The organism is Nodosilinea nodulosa PCC 7104, from assembly GCF_000309385.1.
Lineage (GTDB): Bacteria > Cyanobacteriota > Cyanobacteriia > Phormidesmidales > Phormidesmidaceae > Nodosilinea > Nodosilinea nodulosa.
The window spans coordinates 2,421,348-2,438,978 of the sequence record NZ_JH976537.1; the positions used below are offsets into that span (position 1 = coordinate 2,421,348).

Consider the following 17,631-nt stretch of genomic DNA (forward strand, 5'->3'; position numbering starts at 1 on the left):
GATAATATTATCTTAAAAAGAAAGGGTTAAAAAAGAGAAATTTAATTCACAAAAATAAACTGTGCTGCAAAAATTTTGGTGCAGTGCTCAACAAATTGCGAATACTTCACCAAAAATTTCTATCCAAAGTAGGATGACGTTTTGCCTATTTTTGTGGGCGATCGCGCATAGCTTTGTGAATCGTCTTCCAACGCCGTTTGCTGTTAAGGCTAGCGCGGGCATCCTGGCGCTGGTCGATCCACTGCTGCTCGCGCTGGAGCTTGTGGTAGCTGCGCAGGCGATCGCGCTCTAGTTCCCCCGCTGCGATCGCTGCCTCCACCGCACAGCCCGGTTCCCCCTGGTGCCGACAGTCGCGAAACCGGCAGTCCTCCGCCAGTTCCTCAATATCGGCAAAGGTAGCTTCCAGCCCCTCGCTGGTGGTCCAGAGCTGTAACTCGCGCATGCCCGGCGTGTCGATCAGCAGCGCCCCCGAGGGCAGGGGCAGCAGGTGCCGCCCTGTCGTCGTATGCCGCCCGCGACTGTCATCGTCGCGCACCGCCTGGGTGGTTTGCTGCTGGCTGCCCAAAAAGTGGTTCGTCAGCGTAGACTTACCCACCCCCGACGACCCAATTAGCGCCACGGTTTGCCCTGGCCCCAGGTAGGGTTCAAGCTGCTCTAGCCCTGCTCCCGTAGCGGCGCTGACGGCGTGAACCGGCACGCCAAAAGCAATGGACTCAACCTGATCCACCAGTTCATCCAAATCGGGACAGGCATCGGCCTTATTCAACACAATCACCGGGGTGGCCCGGCTTTCCCAGGCGGCCACCAGGTAGCGCTCAATGCGGCGCAGGTTAAAGTCGCCATCGAGCCCCGTCACCAAAAACACAGTATCCACGTTGGCGGCTACCACCTGGCCCTCGGTCTTGCCGCCCGCCGCCTTGCGCACAAATTCGCTCTGGCGGGGCAACACGGCGTGGATGACGGCGTGGGCACCCTCATCCTGCCGCTGCATTACCACCCAATCGCCCACCGCCGGGAAGGTTTGCATGTCTTCGGCCTGGTGGCGAAACTGCCCAGCGATTTCTGCTGACAGTTCTCCGTCTGGGGTTAAGAGTCGATAGGCACCGCGATGCTCCAGGGCGACTCGGCCCGCTTCAAAACCTGCCTCTGCCCAGGGGGCAAACGCGCGATCGCAGGCGGCATTCCACCCGCCTAATTCAGTTAAGTTCAAGGGTCTTTCCTCAAATGAAGCCTACGTAGGGCAAGGCTTCACGCGGTCAGCCCAACAGAGGTGCCGCCTAGCCTTGCCGGAAAGAATGTTGATTGCCGCTCAATACCGACTCAGCCATAGGTACCTCCTTGGCACGAACTTACCCAGGTGCTTAGACCCGTCTCCAAAGCATAGCGATCGCCGCCGCTGCGCGAAGCCCCTTTCCCAAAGCCGAAAAAAAACTTCATCGATCTGCCCTCTTTGATCATGTCCGCTGCGGTGGGGGGAACCCTAACGCCCAGAGCACTTTCTGTAACCCACAGGTCTGTAACCAATCGATCTGAAGTGATACCGATGATTAACATGACTGCGGCAGCACTGCTATCTCTGGGTCTATCCCTGCATGTTTTAGGCGGAAACCACACGCTTTTGGCGGCGATCGGCATTATATTCGCCATGGCATTCTTCCTATTGATGTATCTGCAATACCCCATTCTGTTTGTCGGGTCAGCCCGCTATCCCCTGGCCAGAAAGTGCTTCCCGCTGGTTCGCTGGGCCATCTTTGCCATTTACTTCGCCGATTTATCCACCACGCTGATGGGCTATTTGGGTGGCCCCCAGTGGGGAGTCTCTGTCCATGCCTACAGTATTTGGGCCGGGGTTTACCTGGTGGTCTACAGTCTGGCGATTTTGACCGGGCCGCCCAAGCGGCGGCGGCGCAGAAAGATTCTCCCCCGCTATCGCTGGCGGCAGTGGGAGGGGCAGCTGGTGCCAATTCCGATCTCGTCGCAGCGGTATCCAGAAATTTAGGGATCATTGCCCCTAACTATCGCTCTGGGCGATGGGTTGATGCGATCGCTACACTCTCCTCCATGGAGAACGCTACAGTCCATGGCAATCAACAGACGACCCTATGCCAGAGACTGCTCGACCTAGCTCAGAGATTGCTCGACCTAGCTTAGAGATTGCTCGACTAAACTCAAAGACTACACAACTAAGCTCACAGACTGCTCGACTAGGCTCACAGACTACTCGACCAAGCTCACAGACTGCTCGACTAGGCTCAAAGACTGCTCAACTAAGCTCAGAGACTGCTCAACTAAGCTCAGAGACTACCCAACTAGGCTCAAAGACTACCCAACTAGGCTCAGGGACTACTCGGCTAGGCCCAAAGACTACTTGGCGCAAAATATTACGATCTAAGGCTGAGAGTGTAACAATTCTTACTTGCGTTGGGCAGTGCGATCGCTTAAATTATTCGGCTATAGCTGTGTGCGTGCAGCTTGTCTTCCCAAAAATTTGGTCAAGCGCCACTGGAAGGTGTTGGTACCACCAACCAGCGGCTAACCCCGTCGACAGAACCGAGCTGTCTCGGAGGCTAAGGTTGATTTTACCTGGCCGCCCTGAACTGCACATGTCTGGGGCGGCCAAGTTTTTGGGGGTTTCCTGCCCATCCATCTCTTTGGAGGAATCCCTCATGTTGTGTTCAACCCGTCAAGATCCCCGAGTTCTTCAACTCGACTTTAGCCATTAGCGTAAAGGGCTAGAGAGCAAAAGATGAAGAAACTGGAGCCGAGCCGGACCAACCCGGTAGGCTTAGCTCCAGTGTTATGTCATTAAACTCATGCTGAGTCTACCCAACGAGATTGCGGACGTGTTGGCTCCGTTTCGAGGGGTGTTCGCCCAACAGCGCAGTTGGCAGAAGGCGCAAACCATGCTGGTGGGAGCAATCTTATGTCAGGGCCATCGCACGGTCAGTCGGGTCTTGCAGGTGATGGGCCTAGGACAAACGCAGCAGTATGGGAAGTATTACCGGATGTTGAGTCGGGTGGGCTGGAGCGGGTTGGCTGCCGCGCAGACGCTTTTGAGCCTGATTATGCTGGCATTCGTCGGCACCGAAACGGTGGTGATTGGGATTGATGAAACCTTAGAGCGTCGGTGGGGCCACCGAATTTGGGGGTTGGGCATCTACCGCGATGGGGTGAAATCAAGTCGCACTCACACGGTCAAAAGCAGTGGGGTGCGGTGGCAAGTGATGCAAGTGTTGGTGCGCCTGCCGTGGTCGCCTCGGGTGTGGGCACTGCCGTTTTTCAGCTTGATGGTGCCGTCTGAAGCGACCCCACGGGGCAAGCGGGCTTACCGCAGTAGTTTGGACTGGGCCATCGTCATGGTGCGGGTGGTGAGTCGGTGGTTAAAGCGCTACTGGGTGTGCGTCGGGGATGGGGGCTATGGCAATGCCAAGTTTGGCTGGGCCTGCCGCCGCCACGGGGTGGCGTTAGTGGCTCGATTGCCCTGGAAAGCCAATCTCTATGAGTTTGCCCCCACGATGCCGCCACGCTATCCCGGTCGTCCCCGCACCAAAGGGGTGCGCCTGCCGTCGATGCAACACCACCTGGAACGTCTCAGCGTTGAGTCGGGACCCTTTCACATTCTGCCCTGGTATGGGGGCCACCATGCTCTGCGGCAATTGGTTACCGGTACGGCGGTGTGGGATGTCGATGGCTATCCCCCCTTGCCCTTACGGTGGGTGTTGGTCATTGACCCCACCGGAGTCCACCCCCCCACCGCCTTGTTCTCCACCAGCCTCTTGCTCAGCCCACCTCAGATTGTCGAACTCTACGTCGCTCGCTGGAGCCTGGAAGTGACCTTTGAAGAAGCCCGTGCCCATCTAGGCGTGCAATCCCAACGCCAGTGGTCGAAAGCCGCCACCACTCGCACCACCCCAGTGCTGTTTGCGCTCTTCTCCTTGGTCTGCTTGATAGCCAACCGTCTCCATGCCTTCACCCCACTGGTGCCCCACACCACCGCTTGGTATGCCAAGCCGGAAATCACCTTCTCTGATTTATTGTGGGCGGTGCGAACTGCTCTGTGGCGCGCTCGGGTAGTTCCCCGACTGGCTCCCAGCCCTGATCCGGCATTATCCCTAGAGGCAGAGCGCGAACAGTTGATTCAACTGCTCGCAGCCTCTTTCTGATTGGCTAAAGTCGAGTTCAAGAACTGGGGGATCTAAATCCCTTGCGCCTGACTACTCCCAACTCCCAGCCGGGGCGCGAACGATTGCGTCACCTGATCATCGGCTCACCAGAAGGAGTGCAGGGCGCGATCAACCACCTGCATCTGCTCCACTACGCCGAGCGCCTGGAGTGGAGCCGCCTGTTCACCATCCCAGAATCTGGGATTTTGATCATCCCAGAGCAGGGCGAGGTGTTTAGCTACCTGTTGCGGTATCGACAGATCGGTTAAACCCCAAAAACAAAGCAAGCCTTGCCCGTTGTAGCCACCTAATGGGCAAGGTTTTAGCTTTTCCCCAAATCCCGAACGTTTAGCCAGGATACTGCTTAGCGATGAAAAGCTGCTGACGCTCCAACCGCCGCTCAGAATCGTTTAGTTGCAGAATATTAGTGGTCACTCTTCCTTCCGGAGTTAGCGGCACAATCTCAGCTTCATCACTGAGTTGAAAGTGTTCTTGCCATCGTTGAGTTCTGGGATTAAAAAACGGAGTCAGCTTGTTCGTTACAGGATCGATGGAGCCTAGATCAGTCCCTTTTGCCCGATTGCAGTAAGGACAAGCCAACGCCAGGTTATCCGCTAACGTAGCACCACCATGCTTTTCAGCGACAATGTGCTCCATTTCAAACGTAAATAAGGTTGCTTTTTGAGGAAACAAGCAATATTCACAACGGTTGCCAGCCCGTTGAGTTACCAATTGTCTGAGGGCAGCTGAGACGTAGCTCATGCACTTTTTTGCAACTGACCATAAGCATGAGCCTTGGCCAAGCGAACTAAATGCTCAATGGTTAAATACCGTTCTAGCTCAGCTTCTTCCTTTGAGGCTAAAGTACCGGCTTTGCTTGCGGCCAGCAGTTCGCTGACTCGGCTTTGCAGTGTTGCAGAAGGCTGAATATCTAGAATTTGCTCTGGCGTCGGTTGCCTCGCCAGCAAAGCAATGATGGCTTCAGCATCCAGTCCGTTCTCAGTGCGGCTATCGTTGAGCAGGTCTCGCAGGCCCCGCTCAAGCAGCTCGGGCAAGCGATCGCGGAAGGGGGCTAACCGCTCCGCCAAGTTGTCTGAAAGCTGTAAGGTGATGTGAGCCATACGGAAGAAGAGGGCAATTACTAGACGTATTATCGCAAATAGCCTCGACGCTAGCACAGTCGAGCTTGGACGAAGCTCCTAATTACCAGTAGCCCAAAAAGTCAATAGCCTACCTGACCAGCCGAACTAAGTTCAGCTAAATGCTCCACCAGGTTATATTGAAAATCCCTCAGTTCTTTCCATGCTTGATTGAACCTGATAAAGTTGGGGCTTCTAAAGGAATGAGTGTTGCCATCCCTATATTTAGGATCAAAACCCAAAATCTCTTTTTGATGAGGTAGAAGGTGCCAATCTTTATGTTTGGGCATCCAAATTACTTTAACCAATCGAAAACTTCCTACATCTGTTTTTCGAACGTTTTCATCTAGAAATTCAATGAGATGAGTTACTTTTGCTTGTTGATGCAGAAGCATTAAGTCTCCTGCCTTAGGTCGATCAATTCCGCGACCGCTTGGACGCCACATCAATTCAAAGGTTGGGGTTTTAGATGGCAAAACCCCATTGAGTGGGTACGCCCATCGTCCGGAGGGATCTTTGACATTCTTGATGAAAAGAATTTTCTCTGGGTTACATTCTAGAATGAGTTTTGGTGAGGGTGCTGCCACCTCAGTATTAGGTGATTTGAGATCATTAGAGACTGATTTAGGCCCAGTGATACCCAGTTCCAAAAGGTCAAAAGCCCGTTTGTTTTCTGAGTCCTTCTCAAGTCGAACAAATTGGAACAATTGTAAGAATAAAGGTTTGCTCGGGAGTGCTTCAATAGGCGGCAATAAAACAGGAATTACTTTGACGCCCTGCTGAATACATAAGCTGATCAACATTTCTGTTTCGATTTCTTGCCACCGACCTAGACCTTCTGATCCAATGCATACGATAGCCGTTTTACTTTGACTTATCGCTTCTTGGATTTTATCAAGGAAACGATCCCCTGGAACAATTCTTTCCTCATCTAGCCATAGTTTAACTCCTCTATTTTTTAGCTCCTCACAAATTTGCCGAATAAGTGGTTTGTCTTTGCTGTTATGGGCCAAAAATACATCGAAGGTCTGCTCCGGCATTGATCAAGCGCTCCAGTTAACTTACTCAATCGCAGTCTAGAAAGGCTCTATAAACCTACATCTACTTTGAAAGCAATTCCGGAATAAGTAGTCCTTTCAAATCCAAACTCTTCAAATCGACCTTCGACGAAGCCAGGTCAATCTCCAAACCTACAACACCGCCATTCTCATTAAAATCAACTACCATATCCGGCGCAATTTCTTCTGACTCAGTGCTAGGAGCATCATTCAGCCGAATCGACAGCGTATCGGCATCTGGGAAGTATTGAATTTTCATGGTTCCAGGCCTCTTTGTAGACGAGAGCGAAAATTGCGATCGAAGTAAGCGTTGTGCAGCGTTTCTCCGTCTTCTAGCGTAAACACTCTAAGGCCGCGATCGCCATATTCAGGGATAGCTGCTGCCAGCCATGCTATCTATTCACTCTCAGCTGCACAAAACACTGCTCTAGTCTCGTACCGTTCTTTAGGAGTAGTCGAAGGCGATAACAAACTTATACCCTTTGAGAGAATCGTAACTACCCCTGTAGAGCCTACAGAATGAAGGCTGTCTATGTCAAAAATTGAATAAGCAAGTTGATGCAATGCTGAGGAAATAAATATGGACAGGTCAGCACGTTCCCGATGTAAATGCGGCCAGACTATGACAGTTCAAAACAATTTCTGCAAGGAGTGCTGGAGTTTGCTGTGGTGGCAGGCGATCGATCTGTCTATGAAAGGCAAGCTTCAAACCCCCGTTGCTCTAGGACTCGATGGCACAAACCAGTACAGCCACCACAGGGTCAAAAGTCTGCCTGCGTAGCTCTATTCGAAAGGATCTGCCGCCGTGTGCCTGGGAATTTCTGAATTTTCATGATTCCAGGTCCTTTTGTAGACGAGAACAGAATTGTTATTCCTAGACCGTCCTCAAAAAATTAAAAACCTTATCGAAGCGCTATGGATTGCGGAATAGACAACTGATGCTGTGAAGTTACCACTCAGACGTCCTCAAGGCTGATTCATGTCTGAGCCTACTTCCCAGCAACCCAACTCCGAGACAGATGGCTTTGCCGACTATCTGCCCAATCGCGATCCGATTCAATACGGCATAGACGTGCCATCTCAAGCCGGCCCTTCATTCCCAGACCCCGATCTACCCAACACTATGGACCCTATGGGCGCGATCGCAGCCAGGGGAGAAATTTACCGCAACCTAAAAACGTCCCATGCCCCCTGGTGGACTGTGATCACGAGTTGGCTGGTCTTGGGGCTACCCGCCCTGTTCACACTCGGTTTTGCCCTGGCCTTGGGCCTGCAAACCCTTCAGGAACTACTTGCAGCCTTTGCCCAGTCTCAGGGTTGGTCAAACGTATGGCAGACGAGTTTGATGCTGCTGCTGTCTTTAGCCCTATTCAGTGCCGCCCTGTTGATGATGCTGATTCCCATCCGCAGCACCCGAGCCAGACTCAGACGTCAGCAATCCAGACGATAAACGTTCCAGGCATTAGCAGACTGTGACAGGCTACAAAACCCGAGTCAGAGCCGTTATTTTAGAAATTTTGGCCGGTTCTAACCCAGTCAAGTCGTCAGACTGCACCCAGCCGTCTTTTTTCAGCTTGGCCAGCACAAACAAAATCTCGTCGTCCCGGTCATCGTATTTGCCATCGATGTCAAAGCGGCGGGCACTCAAAAAATCGTGCAAATTCCAGACCTCGTCAATGGAATTGACATTACTCGCTGTTTCGCGCACAAGCTTGATCAAAGCCGCCAATTCTCGCTGCTGGGCTGCGCTCAGCGCTCCCCTAGCGATGCTTCTTTCCTGCGTTGACCACTGATTTTCCGTCACCTGTTCCATGAATTATTGAAAAAAACTAATCGACTGCTTTAATACTTCTCAATATTAGAACAGTTTACAGAACTTTGCATTGTCCTCAGGTTCGAGCACAAGCCCCATAGAGCAAACCGCCCCTTGCCGAGACAAGAGGCGGTTCACCAGCAGCTTCCCAGCCTCAACCAAAGGTTAGCGGGCCAGGTTCAGCAACTCCTTGGGAGACGCCAGCAGGTCAATGGCGACAAAGAAGATTTTGCCCTCGGGGTTCAGCAAAAACCGCCAGGCAATGTTCATGCCTACCCCGGCACCAAACCAGGGAGTCTGGCATTTGCCCGTCACCTTGATCTGAGTGAAGCCATCCTCTGCGGGTTCAGAAACTCCCCGCTCGGGAATCAGCTTCAGATTTTGGCACTCTTCCCTAAAGAACCGCAGAACGCTCTCCTTGCCCACAATGGGTTTGCGGAAAGGAGGTTGCAGTGCGCCATCGGCGACAAATAACTCGATGAGGGCATCAAAGTCGTTAGCGTTGAGGTTGTCCATGTAGGACAAAACGGTGGGGTTGTCAATTCCTTCGATGGTGACCTTTGTGCGCTGGCCCATGTCCTTAGGGGGGGCCACGGGTTCAGCCACTCGCTGGTACGAGCTCATATTGCTGGTATCAAAGCCCATATCAACAACGGCATTGCGCAGTACCGTAATTTGCTGGCCCGACTCCAGGTTTCTGATGGCTTGAAGCACGGAGGAGGCGTTGGCAGACTGCTTATACCCTTCTGGAATGGGAGCAACTTTTCCTTCTTCCATCCACTGGCCTAAGCGGTACCAAAACCCCAGCTTGATGTTGGGCGACCAAGATGCATAGGTGCGTCCAATGGGGGTATCGGCCCGGTTCGCCAAATCGCACATCACCTGCGACTGCTGCTGGAAGGGCATTCGACGAATTTCTTCCAGGGTGGGTTCTGCAAACTGCATGCTGGCCGCACCAGGCGCTGCGATCGTGATGGCTTTGCCCATTTCTAAGTAGGCAAACCAGATTAGAGCCAGCTGGTCTTCTGCATTGAGCTGGCTGAATCGAGCGATCGTTGCGGGTACCGCATCAGCACTCAGAGTATTGGGGAAAATGGATCGAGCTGAATCAATTGTAAAGGGCATTTATGCCTCCTTTGTACGACTAAAACCAAACCTAAAACCCACTGCAAAGCAAAGATAGTTACTAAAATAAAGCACTATCAAATACAAGCTTTAGGCCCAGCACTTGCGTGTGTAAAGAAATTATAAGCTATTGAGGGGACGTTATTTGCACATAATTTTTTGAATTCAATAAATTCATATATTGTCTAATGCAATTAGTAAAACTTATGAGGAATAAAACAAGAGGTTTTAGGTGGGGCTGCTTGTACCCAAGGCTTTTATCATGCCCTACGGACTGTGGATAGACTGGCGTCTTATGTTGGAAAATATTGAGATCAAAAATTTCGAGGGATCCGCTAGGTGCTTTTTAACCGTCGCAATGAACCCTCTAGGCAATAATTTTTTGATGCATTACATCTTGCTGTCTCGGTAAACCCCAGGCAGTTGAAACCAGGACAGGTGGGGATTTAGATGATGCTCTAGGTGATAGCCAAAGTGGTAGCAGGCTAAGAACGACCAAAAAGCCGGTAGATGGGTGCTTTTAATAGGATGAGAAGATCCAGATGCACTATCGCTTTGTCGGTGCGGGAGGAAGATGCCAAAGGTGAATAGCTGCAAAGAGCTAATCACCATAGGAATAATCCAAAAGAGAACTACATTAAATATGGGAATTTGGAGGCCGACAAAGACGCAGAAAATAAAGCCAATGCCGATTAAAGACGTCCAGAGTTGCCCATCGGCCTGGTACATTTTCATGAATTTGAGATACCAAGGCCAAAATTTATCTGCGCCTGTGCTGTGATAATCAGGGTCTTGCTCTGTCGCAGGAAAGCGATGGTGGAGCCGATGGTTTTTAGCAATTAATTTATAGGGCAGCAGCGCATACAGCCATGAGGTCGCATAACCGAATGCATCGTTGAGCCTGCGAGAGCTAGAAATGACATTGTGAATGGCCTCATGGGTAACGATAAATAAGCCGGTGTGCAAGAACGTCCTGATGAAAACTCCCAAAAGCACATAGACCACAGGAGTTTGGGCATCCACAAGGGCGAAGGCACCCACTAGGCTAACAAGCCACAGCAATACAATTGAACCCGCTAAATACAGACTCAGTTGTGGAGGATTGAAGCTACTAACGCAGCAAGATTGCGATCGACTGACCATACCTGTTCATATTTCCACCCTGATCAACCCGCTATTATTTGAGCGCTTCCAAAGCTCCATCGCCATCGTTGCCGAGGCCCCAGGCTTCTTTGAGAATTCCACGAAAAGTGACGGCTTGATACATCATGGCCTCTCGAAGCTGAACCAGAAGAGCCGTGGCGTCTGACTGGGACAGGTTTTGCACCTGGGTCTCAAATACCTGAAGCTCGAACTGCTGTTCCAGAGGGAGCTGTTCTCGGATATTCATGGGTAACTTCTCTCACGGTGTAACAGGCTACGTTAGTGAGTGTAACGCAATGTAACTTTTTGTTAAAGTCTTTTGGTCAATCTCTGCCTTCCGTGGTAGCTCGCCGCTGTTCAGTGGCGAGCTGGTGCTTGCATTCGAGTTTCGAGGCGTTGCTAGGGCAGCCAAAAGCTGGGTAGCCCCTGAAACCCTTGCTTTGCCCACCGATTTAGCGATCGCAGCGCCTGAATATGGGGCTCGTCGGGAATTACCGGCAAAATCCCCGCAGGCTGCCCCTGGCCTAGCCTCGCAACCACCCGGTTTGCCGCTTCCAGCCCAGTCACGTAGGCTTTCTCCTGCGACCAGGAGCCGTGGCGCGTCACAATCCAGTCGCCCGCCATGAAGAGATTGTCGAAGCTGGTGGTGGCGGGCAGCAGGTAGCGATAGCTGCCAGGGGCAAAGTGGGTCACCCCCTGGGGAATGCGCACCACGGCATGATCCACAATCTTGGCCTCACCAAAGGCGGGAATACACCCGGCCAAATCTTGCTGTACCTGCTCTAGAACCTGGTCATCATCCAGCGCCAGCAGCTGGTTGGCGTGGTAATAGTCGGCCTCGACTACGGTGCCGGGTTCGTCGCGGTACTCGTCGTGGAGGGCATTGAGGTCAAAGAAGGTCCACCCCGTGGTGGGGTGAAAGCCAAAGCAGGCGTTGGAGGGCAGGGGAATGTTGACCTTGCGATCGAGCCACAGCCGCGTGGCCAGCACATCGATCGCCCCCAGGTTGCGAATATCGCGGAATTCGGTGCGATCGCGTAACCCCCTCGACTGCTCCACAATCTTCTTTAGCCCGCTAATGCCCACGGCAAACACCACCGCATCGGCCTCAAACACCTCGTCGCCGCACACTACTGCCGTTACTCGATTATTCTCCACCGTCACATCCGATACCCGGTGGTTGGCGAGTATCTTGCCCCCGGCCCGCTCGATCGCCTCCGTCCAGGGCCGAAAGATCTGCGCCCCCACGGTGCCCCGACACCAGCGCACATCAAAGTCGGGCTGGTGGGCGAGGATGAAGTAGTAGAGCATGCCCAGGGCCGCCGCCGCCGAGCACTGTTCGCCCGGCGCAAACAGCCCCACCAGCAGCATCGGCTCAAAGGATTCGTGGTAGAGCCGGGCCGACACGCCGTACTGGCGAAACAGCTCGCGGGCGGTGATGCGATCGTACCTTTGCCAGGCCTCGTCAGAGTTGTCGAAGTCGATCAGCGCTTGCAGCAGGGGCAGGGCCGAGAGGCGATCGATTAGCGGCAGCCGCTTGAAATCAGTGTAGAGAAAGGTGCCCAGGGGCGTCGGCAGGTAGGGCTGAGCCTGAAACAGCGGCGACTCGACCTCCAGACCATGGGGCGAGTACTGGGCCGATCGCGTCCAATCGGTAAAGGGCTGAATGCCAAGATGATCCGTCAGGGCAAAGATATTGCGGTAGGGGTACCAAAACCCGTGAATGCCCGCCTCAACGGCGCGACCCTGGCCGGTTTGCCAGCCCGCCACCAGCCCGCCGGGGTAGGCTCCGGCCTCCAGCAGCGTGACGGCGTAGCCCTGGCGGGCCAGGTGATAGGCCGAGCCCAAACCAGCCCAGCCCGCACCAACCACCACCACCCGTTTCTGCCCGCTATAGTCCGCTGTCATGGTGCATTCATCCTACTGAGCCTCTTTACCCTACGCCATTTGGGCAGGGGTCGTGTCTTTTCTGCCATCGGGTGGGATCGCTGCCTGCTGGCAATTTTGGGGCAGTCGGCAGGTTTTATGGAGCAGTTCACAGGGCTCAGGGATGGTAGCGATCTATCGAGGGGCGATCGCATAGAGGTACAAAAAGGCTTCAATTTCCTCGGGAGTGGGCTGGGCGGCGATCGCCCCCGGCTTCAGCGTTGTCAACGCCCCCACCGCACTGGCGTAGCGCAAAATCTGCTCGATCTGATCGGCCTGCTGAAGGCAATCCCACCCCCGCTGGCAAAGCTGGTGAATCACCCCAGCCAGAAAGGCATCCCCGGCCCCGGTGGTGTCGATGCTGTCCACGGCAAAGGCGGGCTGGGTGACGCTGTGGTGCCCGGTGGCGCAGGTGCTGCCGCTGCCGCCGTCGGTGAGCAGCACCGCCTGGCATTGGGGAACCTGCTGGCCAATCTCGGCAGCATCGTCGGTATTGAACAGCCACAGGGCTTCTTCGCGGGAGAGCTTGAGCAGATTGGCGGCGGCCAAAAATGCTCGGATGGTTTGAGGTGCAATGTCTTGGTTAGGCCAAAACACCGGACGCCAGTTCAGATCGATGATGATTTTTGTCCCGGCTGACTGGGCTTTATCCCGCGCCCGTTCCATCGCACGGGCGGTGGCGGGGTAGGCCAGCCCCAGCGTGCCCATGACCAGGTAGCCCACGCCGCTAAAATCTACGGTATCGATCCAGTCGGGAGCGAGAAAGGCGTCGGCAAAGGCGGCGGGGTCTGGGGCGCTGAAGCCGATAAACTGGCGATCGCCCGATTCATCCCGCTGCACCAGTACCGTCCGCGTTGGCGCCCCCTCCACCCGCTGAATCTGGCAGTCTATCCCCTGGTCTTGGAGCACCTGTAGCAGCCAGTCGCCCCGGTCATCCTGGCCCAGGGCACTGATCAGGCGGGCAGGGGTGCCGAGCTTAGCGATCGCTGCCGCCACATTGGCCGGTGCTCCCCCAGGATAGTCGGTATAGTTTTTCAAGCCTTGAGCAGGCCTGCCCACCTCAAACAGACGATCAACCAGGCATTCTCCCAGGCAAATTACAGGTGTGGTCATTGGGTTTTCTTATTCTTCCAAGACGTGCGCGGCCCAAACTTCAGGATAAAGCTCGGGCGATCGCAAATCCCTGCCCCCTTAGCTACAACATTGCCTTCGTGGCAGAATACAGCTATGCAAATTCTCCACGGCACCTGGATACCGCAGCCCGCAGCCTTTGTGCAGACGGGAGCTTTTTGCCTGTGGATAGAAACTGACCAAAAAAGTCGCCGTCGGTTGCCGCCGCAAACGCATCCTTGCCATCTGCCGGAGGCCGACCTGGCGACGGTGTTGGCCGATGAGCTGGGGCTAAAATCCTCCGATCGCCGCCCCCTAGACGCTTTCATTACCCCCCGCACATTCCTGCTGCCCACCGCAGACGATCAGCCCCTGCCCTCGCTAGAGCTATCCCGCTATTTAGAACTGGAGATGCCGGAACGCTTCGGCTGGCAATACTGGCAGGTCGATTGCTACGCCATTCCCATCCTCAGCGACATCATCAAGGCCCTCAACGATCTGCACTTTTTGACCGTCTACAACCTGGCTGAGGTGCAACTGGGGGCCGATCTGCTGTTTTGGTACCACTACACCCAGAGCTTTAAGCAAGTCATTCTGCGCGATCAGTACATTCCGGCGCTGAAGTATCGGCAGGTAGAGGTTCCAAAGACAACCCGACGCAAAGCGGGGACTAAGACGACAAAAAAACAAGCGGCGAAACCAGAGCCGGAGTTTGAGATTTATCCAGGCTGGGAGATCATCGGCGATCGCTACCACGAGCACCTGCAAACTTATGTGGACTACATGCCGCTGCTCTGCGTTGCCGGGTTTGAGGACCCACCCCAGTCCTTCCGAGAGCCGATGTTCTATGACCGGGAAACCCTGCTGCGCCACTTCTCGGAATGCTGGCTGGACGACCTGGTGAAGGGCACGGCCATGCCCCAGAGCTATCTCAAAACCGTTGAAGACACCCTGATTCAAGACTGTTTGCAGGGCAGGACTCCGGGAAAATCGGCGGCGGATCTGGAGCGGTATCAGCAGTGGCAGGGCTGGCGCGATCGCATCAGCCGCTCCGAAACCGCCGCCCCCTTCCACATCGGCTTCCGCCTGGAAGAACCCGCCACCCCAGACTCCCCCTGGCACATCCAGTTCCTCGTTGCCCCCAAGGATGACCCTTCCTTGCAAATTGCTCTGGAAGACTTTTGGCAACTGCGGGGCAAGAAACAAGCTCAGCTGCGCCAGCACCTGGGAGACAATTTTGAGCAGCATCTATTGATGAATCTGGGCTACGCCGCCCGCATTTATCCCAAGTTTTGGGACGGCCTCGAAACCGACCAGCCCGTCGGCATTCCTGTCGATCTCGACACCGCCTTTAGCTTCCTGAAAGAATCCGCCTGGGTGCTGGAAGATGCGGGCTACAAAGTCATCGTCCCCGCCTGGTGGACGCCCAAGGGTCGCCAGCGGGCCAAGGTGCGGCTGCGGGCCAAGGGCAAATCGGTAAGCGGCGGCGACAAATCGAAGGGCTACTTTTCTTACGACACCCTGGTGCAGTACCAGTACGACCTGGCGATCGGCGATCAGCCCGTCACTGAGACCGAGTGGCAGCAGCTCGTCAGCGCTAAGTCGCCCCTGGTCAAGTTTCGCGGCCAGTGGATGGAGCTCGACCAGGACAAAATGCAGCAAATGCTGGAGTTTTGGCAGCAGCAGCAGGCCGAAAACCCCGAGATGAGCCTGCTCGACTTCATGCGCCTGACCAGCGGCGAGGCCGACGATGATCTGGAGGTGGAGTTCGATCGCGACGATGCCCTGGCCACCATGCTCACCCAGCTCAGCGACAAAACCCGCCTCGAACTCACTCCCGACCCCAACCAACTCCAGGGCCACCTGCGCGACTACCAAAAGCGCGGCCTCTCCTGGCTGCACTACCTAGAGAATTTGGGCCTAAACGGGTGCCTGGCCGACGACATGGGCCTGGGCAAAACCGTGCAGGTGATCGCCCGCCTGATTCAAGAGCGCGAAGAAGCGGCTCAGAACGGTGGTCAAAAACTGCCGCCCACCCTGCTGATTGCACCGACCTCTGTTGTCGGCAACTGGGAACATGAAATTCACAAGTTTGCGCCGCACCTGCGGGCGGTGGTGCACCACGGGGGCGATCGCAGCTCAGATACCAAAGCCTTCAAAGCAATCTGCCGCGACCACGACGTGGTGATCACCTCCTTCACCCTGGCCCGCAAAGACGCCAAGCTGCTGGAGGGCGTCACCTGGCACCGCATCGTGCTCGACGAAGCCCAGAATATCAAAAACCCCAAAACCGCCCAGACCAAAGCCATTCTCAAGCTCAACGCCAACCACCGCCTGGCCCTCACCGGCACCCCGGTCGAAAACCGCTTGATGGATCTGTGGTCGATTTTCAACTTTCTCAACCCCGGCTACCTGGGCACCCAGAGCCAGTTTCGCAAACAGTTCGAGCTGCCCATCCAAAAAGAAAACAGCCCCGCCCGCTCCGCCACCCTCAAAAAGCTAGTGGAACCCTTTATTCTGCGGCGGCTCAAAACCGACCAGTCGATCATCAAGGACCTGCCCGACAAGGTGGAGCAAAAGCTGTTCTGCAACCTCACCCCCGAGCAGGCATCGCTGTACGAAGCCGTGCTCAAAGATGTCACCGAGCAGATCGAAACCAGCGAGGGCATTCAGCGCCAGGGGCTGATTCTCTCTACCCTGACCAAGCTAAAGCAAATTTGCAACCACCCTCGCCAATTTTTGCAGGATAACAGCGACTTTACGCCGGAGCGATCGCACAAACTCAGCCGCCTGCTCGAAATGCTCGACGAAGTGGTGGCCGAAGGCGAAAGCGCCCTGGTCTTCAGCCAGTTCCGCGAAATTGGCGACGCCCTGGAGCACCACCTGCGCCACACCTGCCGCTACAACACCTACTACATCCACGGCGGCACCAACCGCAAAAAGCGCGAGCAAATGATCGCCGAGTTTCAAGACCCCGACAGCGAGCCCGCCATCTTTGTGCTGTCGCTCAAGGCCGCTGGGGTCGGCATCACCCTCACCCAGGCCAACCACGTCTTCCACTTCGATCGCTGGTGGAACCCCGCTGTCGAAGACCAGGCCACCGATCGCGCCTTTCGCATTGGCCAAAAGAAAAATGTCTTTGTCCACAAGTTCGTCGCCATGGGCACGCTGGAAGAACGCATCGACCAGATGATTGAGGATAAGAAAAAGCTGGCGGGGGCGATCGTCGGTGCCGACGAATCGTGGCTGACGGAGTTAGACAACGATGCCTTCAAACAACTCATCGCCCTCAACAAAAGCGCCATCATGGATTGATGCAACCCCTAATCTGGGCATTAGTCTTCATTGGTGCTGATCACTTCTCTGTTGCCTTCTCGCTCGTACAATTTAGATGTAGCTTCAACCTGCTCCTACCATGAGCCCCAAACTGGCCCTTCACCAAGCCATTGAAACCCTTAGCGACCCTGAGTGCAGCAAACTCCTCCTGCTGATCAACACCTGGCACAATTCCGTTGCCCCCGCCCTGGTTCAGTTGGCGGAGAACTCTACCTTTCAAGTCCCCTCCCAGACCCTACCGATTTTCCCTAGCGTGGTTCCTATTCATGCCGAGGGGCCAACCGCCTCTGCCCAATTAATTGAGGAACGTCGTTGAAGGTTGATTATGTAGATGCCAGCGCCTGGGTCAAGCGCTACTACCAAGAGCCGGGCACCGAAGCAACCCAAGCTCTTTTTGTAGAAGGAGCCGTTTTGGCTTGTGCCTCTCTGGGGCCAGTCGAGGTGCTGGCAACTTTATCGCGAAAACGGAAGGCCCGCCAAATTAGCCAAGCTCAGCTTCAGCAGAAGCGGCTTAACCTTGAGGCTGACTGGCAACAGTTTATTCAGGTGCAGTTTTCCGCAGAAGTGCTAGAAAAGGCACTGACACTGGCGGCAGACCTATCTCTGAGAGGAGCGGATGCTGTGCATTTGGATTCTGCCATAGTGCTCCAGCAAAATCTACCAACCCTGGAAGGCTTTAGGCTAGTGTGCTGTGACAACGAATTGCTAGAAGCAGCCCAGCAGATGGGCATAACAACATTCAATCCAGCGTCTTGCTGAGAACGCAGAGCCAGATGCTCACGTCTGCCTCTGCTACCTGTGGCAACTTTTGTTAGAAG

The 17,631-nt window shown here is 54.6% G+C and carries 19 protein-coding genes; 8 read left to right on the forward strand and 11 right to left on the reverse strand.

Going from position 1 to position 17,631, the window contains the following annotated elements; genetic code table 11:
* Positions 1-145: 145 nt before the first annotated feature.
* Positions 146-1,210 carry a ribosome small subunit-dependent GTPase A gene (gene rsgA / locus LEPTO7104_RS0111090; RefSeq protein WP_017298648.1) on the reverse strand — a complete coding sequence of 355 codons (1,065 nt, stop codon included), beginning with the start codon at positions 1,208-1,210 and terminating at the stop codon, positions 146-148.
* A 333-nt stretch (positions 1,211-1,543) separates the two neighbouring features.
* Here rsgA and LEPTO7104_RS0111100 point away from each other — a divergent pair, with 333 nt between their 5' ends.
* From LEPTO7104_RS0111100 to LEPTO7104_RS0111110, 3 genes are all read left to right on the forward strand, one after another.
* The gene (locus tag LEPTO7104_RS0111100) at positions 1,544-1,999 is read left to right on the forward strand and encodes a hypothetical protein (protein WP_155523596.1); all 456 of its coding nucleotides are present in this window, start codon (positions 1,544-1,546) and stop codon (positions 1,997-1,999) included.
* 814 nt (positions 2,000-2,813) lie between these two features.
* The gene (locus tag LEPTO7104_RS33490) at positions 2,814-4,163 is read left to right on the forward strand and encodes an IS701 family transposase (protein ID WP_017298651.1); all 1,350 of its coding nucleotides are present in this window, start codon (positions 2,814-2,816) and stop codon (positions 4,161-4,163) included.
* Between the two features lie 41 nt (positions 4,164-4,204).
* Positions 4,205-4,432: a hypothetical protein gene (locus tag LEPTO7104_RS0111110; RefSeq protein ID WP_017298652.1), complete on the forward strand. Its 228-nt coding sequence runs from the start codon at positions 4,205-4,207 to the stop codon at positions 4,430-4,432.
* A 79-nt stretch (positions 4,433-4,511) separates the two neighbouring features.
* Here LEPTO7104_RS0111110 and LEPTO7104_RS0111115 read toward each other — a convergent pair whose 3' ends face one another.
* The 4 genes from LEPTO7104_RS0111115 to LEPTO7104_RS0111130 form a co-directional block, all read right to left on the reverse strand.
* The gene (locus LEPTO7104_RS0111115; protein WP_026072594.1) at positions 4,512-4,925 is read right to left on the reverse strand and encodes an HNH endonuclease; all 414 of its coding nucleotides are present in this window, start codon (positions 4,923-4,925) and stop codon (positions 4,512-4,514) included.
* On the reverse strand, positions 4,922-5,284 hold the full coding sequence (locus LEPTO7104_RS0111120; RefSeq protein ID WP_017298654.1) for a hypothetical protein: 363 nt from the start codon (positions 5,282-5,284) through the stop codon (positions 4,922-4,924). The genes LEPTO7104_RS0111115 and LEPTO7104_RS0111120 overlap by 4 nt, the downstream gene beginning before the upstream one ends.
* A gap of 101 nt (positions 5,285-5,385) precedes the next feature.
* A complete protein-coding gene (locus tag LEPTO7104_RS36865; RefSeq protein WP_017298655.1) occupies positions 5,386-6,342 on the reverse strand; it encodes a toll/interleukin-1 receptor domain-containing protein in 957 nt (318 codons plus the stop codon).
* 61 nt (positions 6,343-6,403) lie between these two features.
* Positions 6,404-6,619, reverse strand: a complete 216-nt coding sequence (locus tag LEPTO7104_RS0111130) for a DUF2283 domain-containing protein (RefSeq protein ID WP_017298656.1) — start codon at positions 6,617-6,619, stop codon at positions 6,404-6,406.
* A 363-nt stretch (positions 6,620-6,982) separates the two neighbouring features.
* On the opposite strand from LEPTO7104_RS0111130, the gene LEPTO7104_RS40035 reads away from it, so the two are divergent.
* Entirely contained in the window at positions 6,983-7,141 is a 159-nt protein-coding gene (locus tag LEPTO7104_RS40035; protein WP_155523597.1) for a hypothetical protein, read from the forward strand.
* Positions 7,142-7,339: 198 nt separating this feature from the next.
* A complete protein-coding gene (locus LEPTO7104_RS0111135; RefSeq protein ID WP_017298657.1) occupies positions 7,340-7,810 on the forward strand; it encodes a hypothetical protein in 471 nt (156 codons plus the stop codon).
* Positions 7,811-7,840: 30 nt separating this feature from the next.
* On the opposite strand, the gene LEPTO7104_RS0111140 is transcribed toward LEPTO7104_RS0111135, so the two are convergent.
* The 6 genes from LEPTO7104_RS0111140 to LEPTO7104_RS0111165 form a co-directional block, all read right to left on the reverse strand.
* Positions 7,841-8,173, reverse strand: coding sequence for a hypothetical protein (locus tag LEPTO7104_RS0111140; protein ID WP_017298658.1), 333 nt, complete (start codon positions 8,171-8,173; stop codon positions 7,841-7,843).
* Positions 8,174-8,338: 165 nt separating this feature from the next.
* Positions 8,339-9,298 carry an orange carotenoid-binding protein gene (locus LEPTO7104_RS0111145; RefSeq protein WP_017298659.1) on the reverse strand — a complete coding sequence of 320 codons (960 nt, stop codon included), beginning with the start codon at positions 9,296-9,298 and terminating at the stop codon, positions 8,339-8,341.
* A gap of 390 nt (positions 9,299-9,688) precedes the next feature.
* Entirely contained in the window at positions 9,689-10,339 is a 651-nt protein-coding gene (locus tag LEPTO7104_RS33500) for a fatty acid desaturase (protein ID WP_196358104.1), read from the reverse strand.
* Between the two features lie 136 nt (positions 10,340-10,475).
* Positions 10,476-10,688: an NblA/ycf18 family protein gene (locus LEPTO7104_RS0111155; protein WP_017298661.1), complete on the reverse strand. Its 213-nt coding sequence runs from the start codon at positions 10,686-10,688 to the stop codon at positions 10,476-10,478.
* 152 nt (positions 10,689-10,840) lie between these two features.
* A complete protein-coding gene (locus LEPTO7104_RS0111160; RefSeq protein ID WP_017298662.1) occupies positions 10,841-12,349 on the reverse strand; it encodes a hydroxysqualene dehydroxylase in 1,509 nt (502 codons plus the stop codon).
* Positions 12,350-12,502: 153 nt separating this feature from the next.
* On the reverse strand, positions 12,503-13,480 hold the full coding sequence (locus LEPTO7104_RS0111165; RefSeq protein WP_017298663.1) for a carbohydrate kinase family protein: 978 nt from the start codon (positions 13,478-13,480) through the stop codon (positions 12,503-12,505).
* A gap of 114 nt (positions 13,481-13,594) precedes the next feature.
* Between LEPTO7104_RS0111165 and LEPTO7104_RS0111170 the strand changes: the two genes are divergently transcribed.
* The 3 genes from LEPTO7104_RS0111170 (at position 13,595) to LEPTO7104_RS0111180 (ending at position 17,572) form a co-directional block, all read left to right on the forward strand.
* Entirely contained in the window at positions 13,595-16,792 is a 3,198-nt protein-coding gene (locus LEPTO7104_RS0111170; RefSeq protein ID WP_017298664.1) for a DEAD/DEAH box helicase, read from the forward strand.
* A gap of 100 nt (positions 16,793-16,892) precedes the next feature.
* Positions 16,893-17,129 carry a hypothetical protein gene (locus tag LEPTO7104_RS0111175; protein ID WP_017298665.1) on the forward strand — a complete coding sequence of 79 codons (237 nt, stop codon included), beginning with the start codon at positions 16,893-16,895 and terminating at the stop codon, positions 17,127-17,129.
* Positions 17,126-17,572: a type II toxin-antitoxin system VapC family toxin gene (locus LEPTO7104_RS0111180; protein ID WP_017298666.1), complete on the forward strand. Its 447-nt coding sequence runs from the start codon at positions 17,126-17,128 to the stop codon at positions 17,570-17,572. The genes LEPTO7104_RS0111175 and LEPTO7104_RS0111180 overlap by 4 nt, the downstream gene beginning before the upstream one ends.
* Positions 17,573-17,631 lie beyond the last annotated feature (59 nt).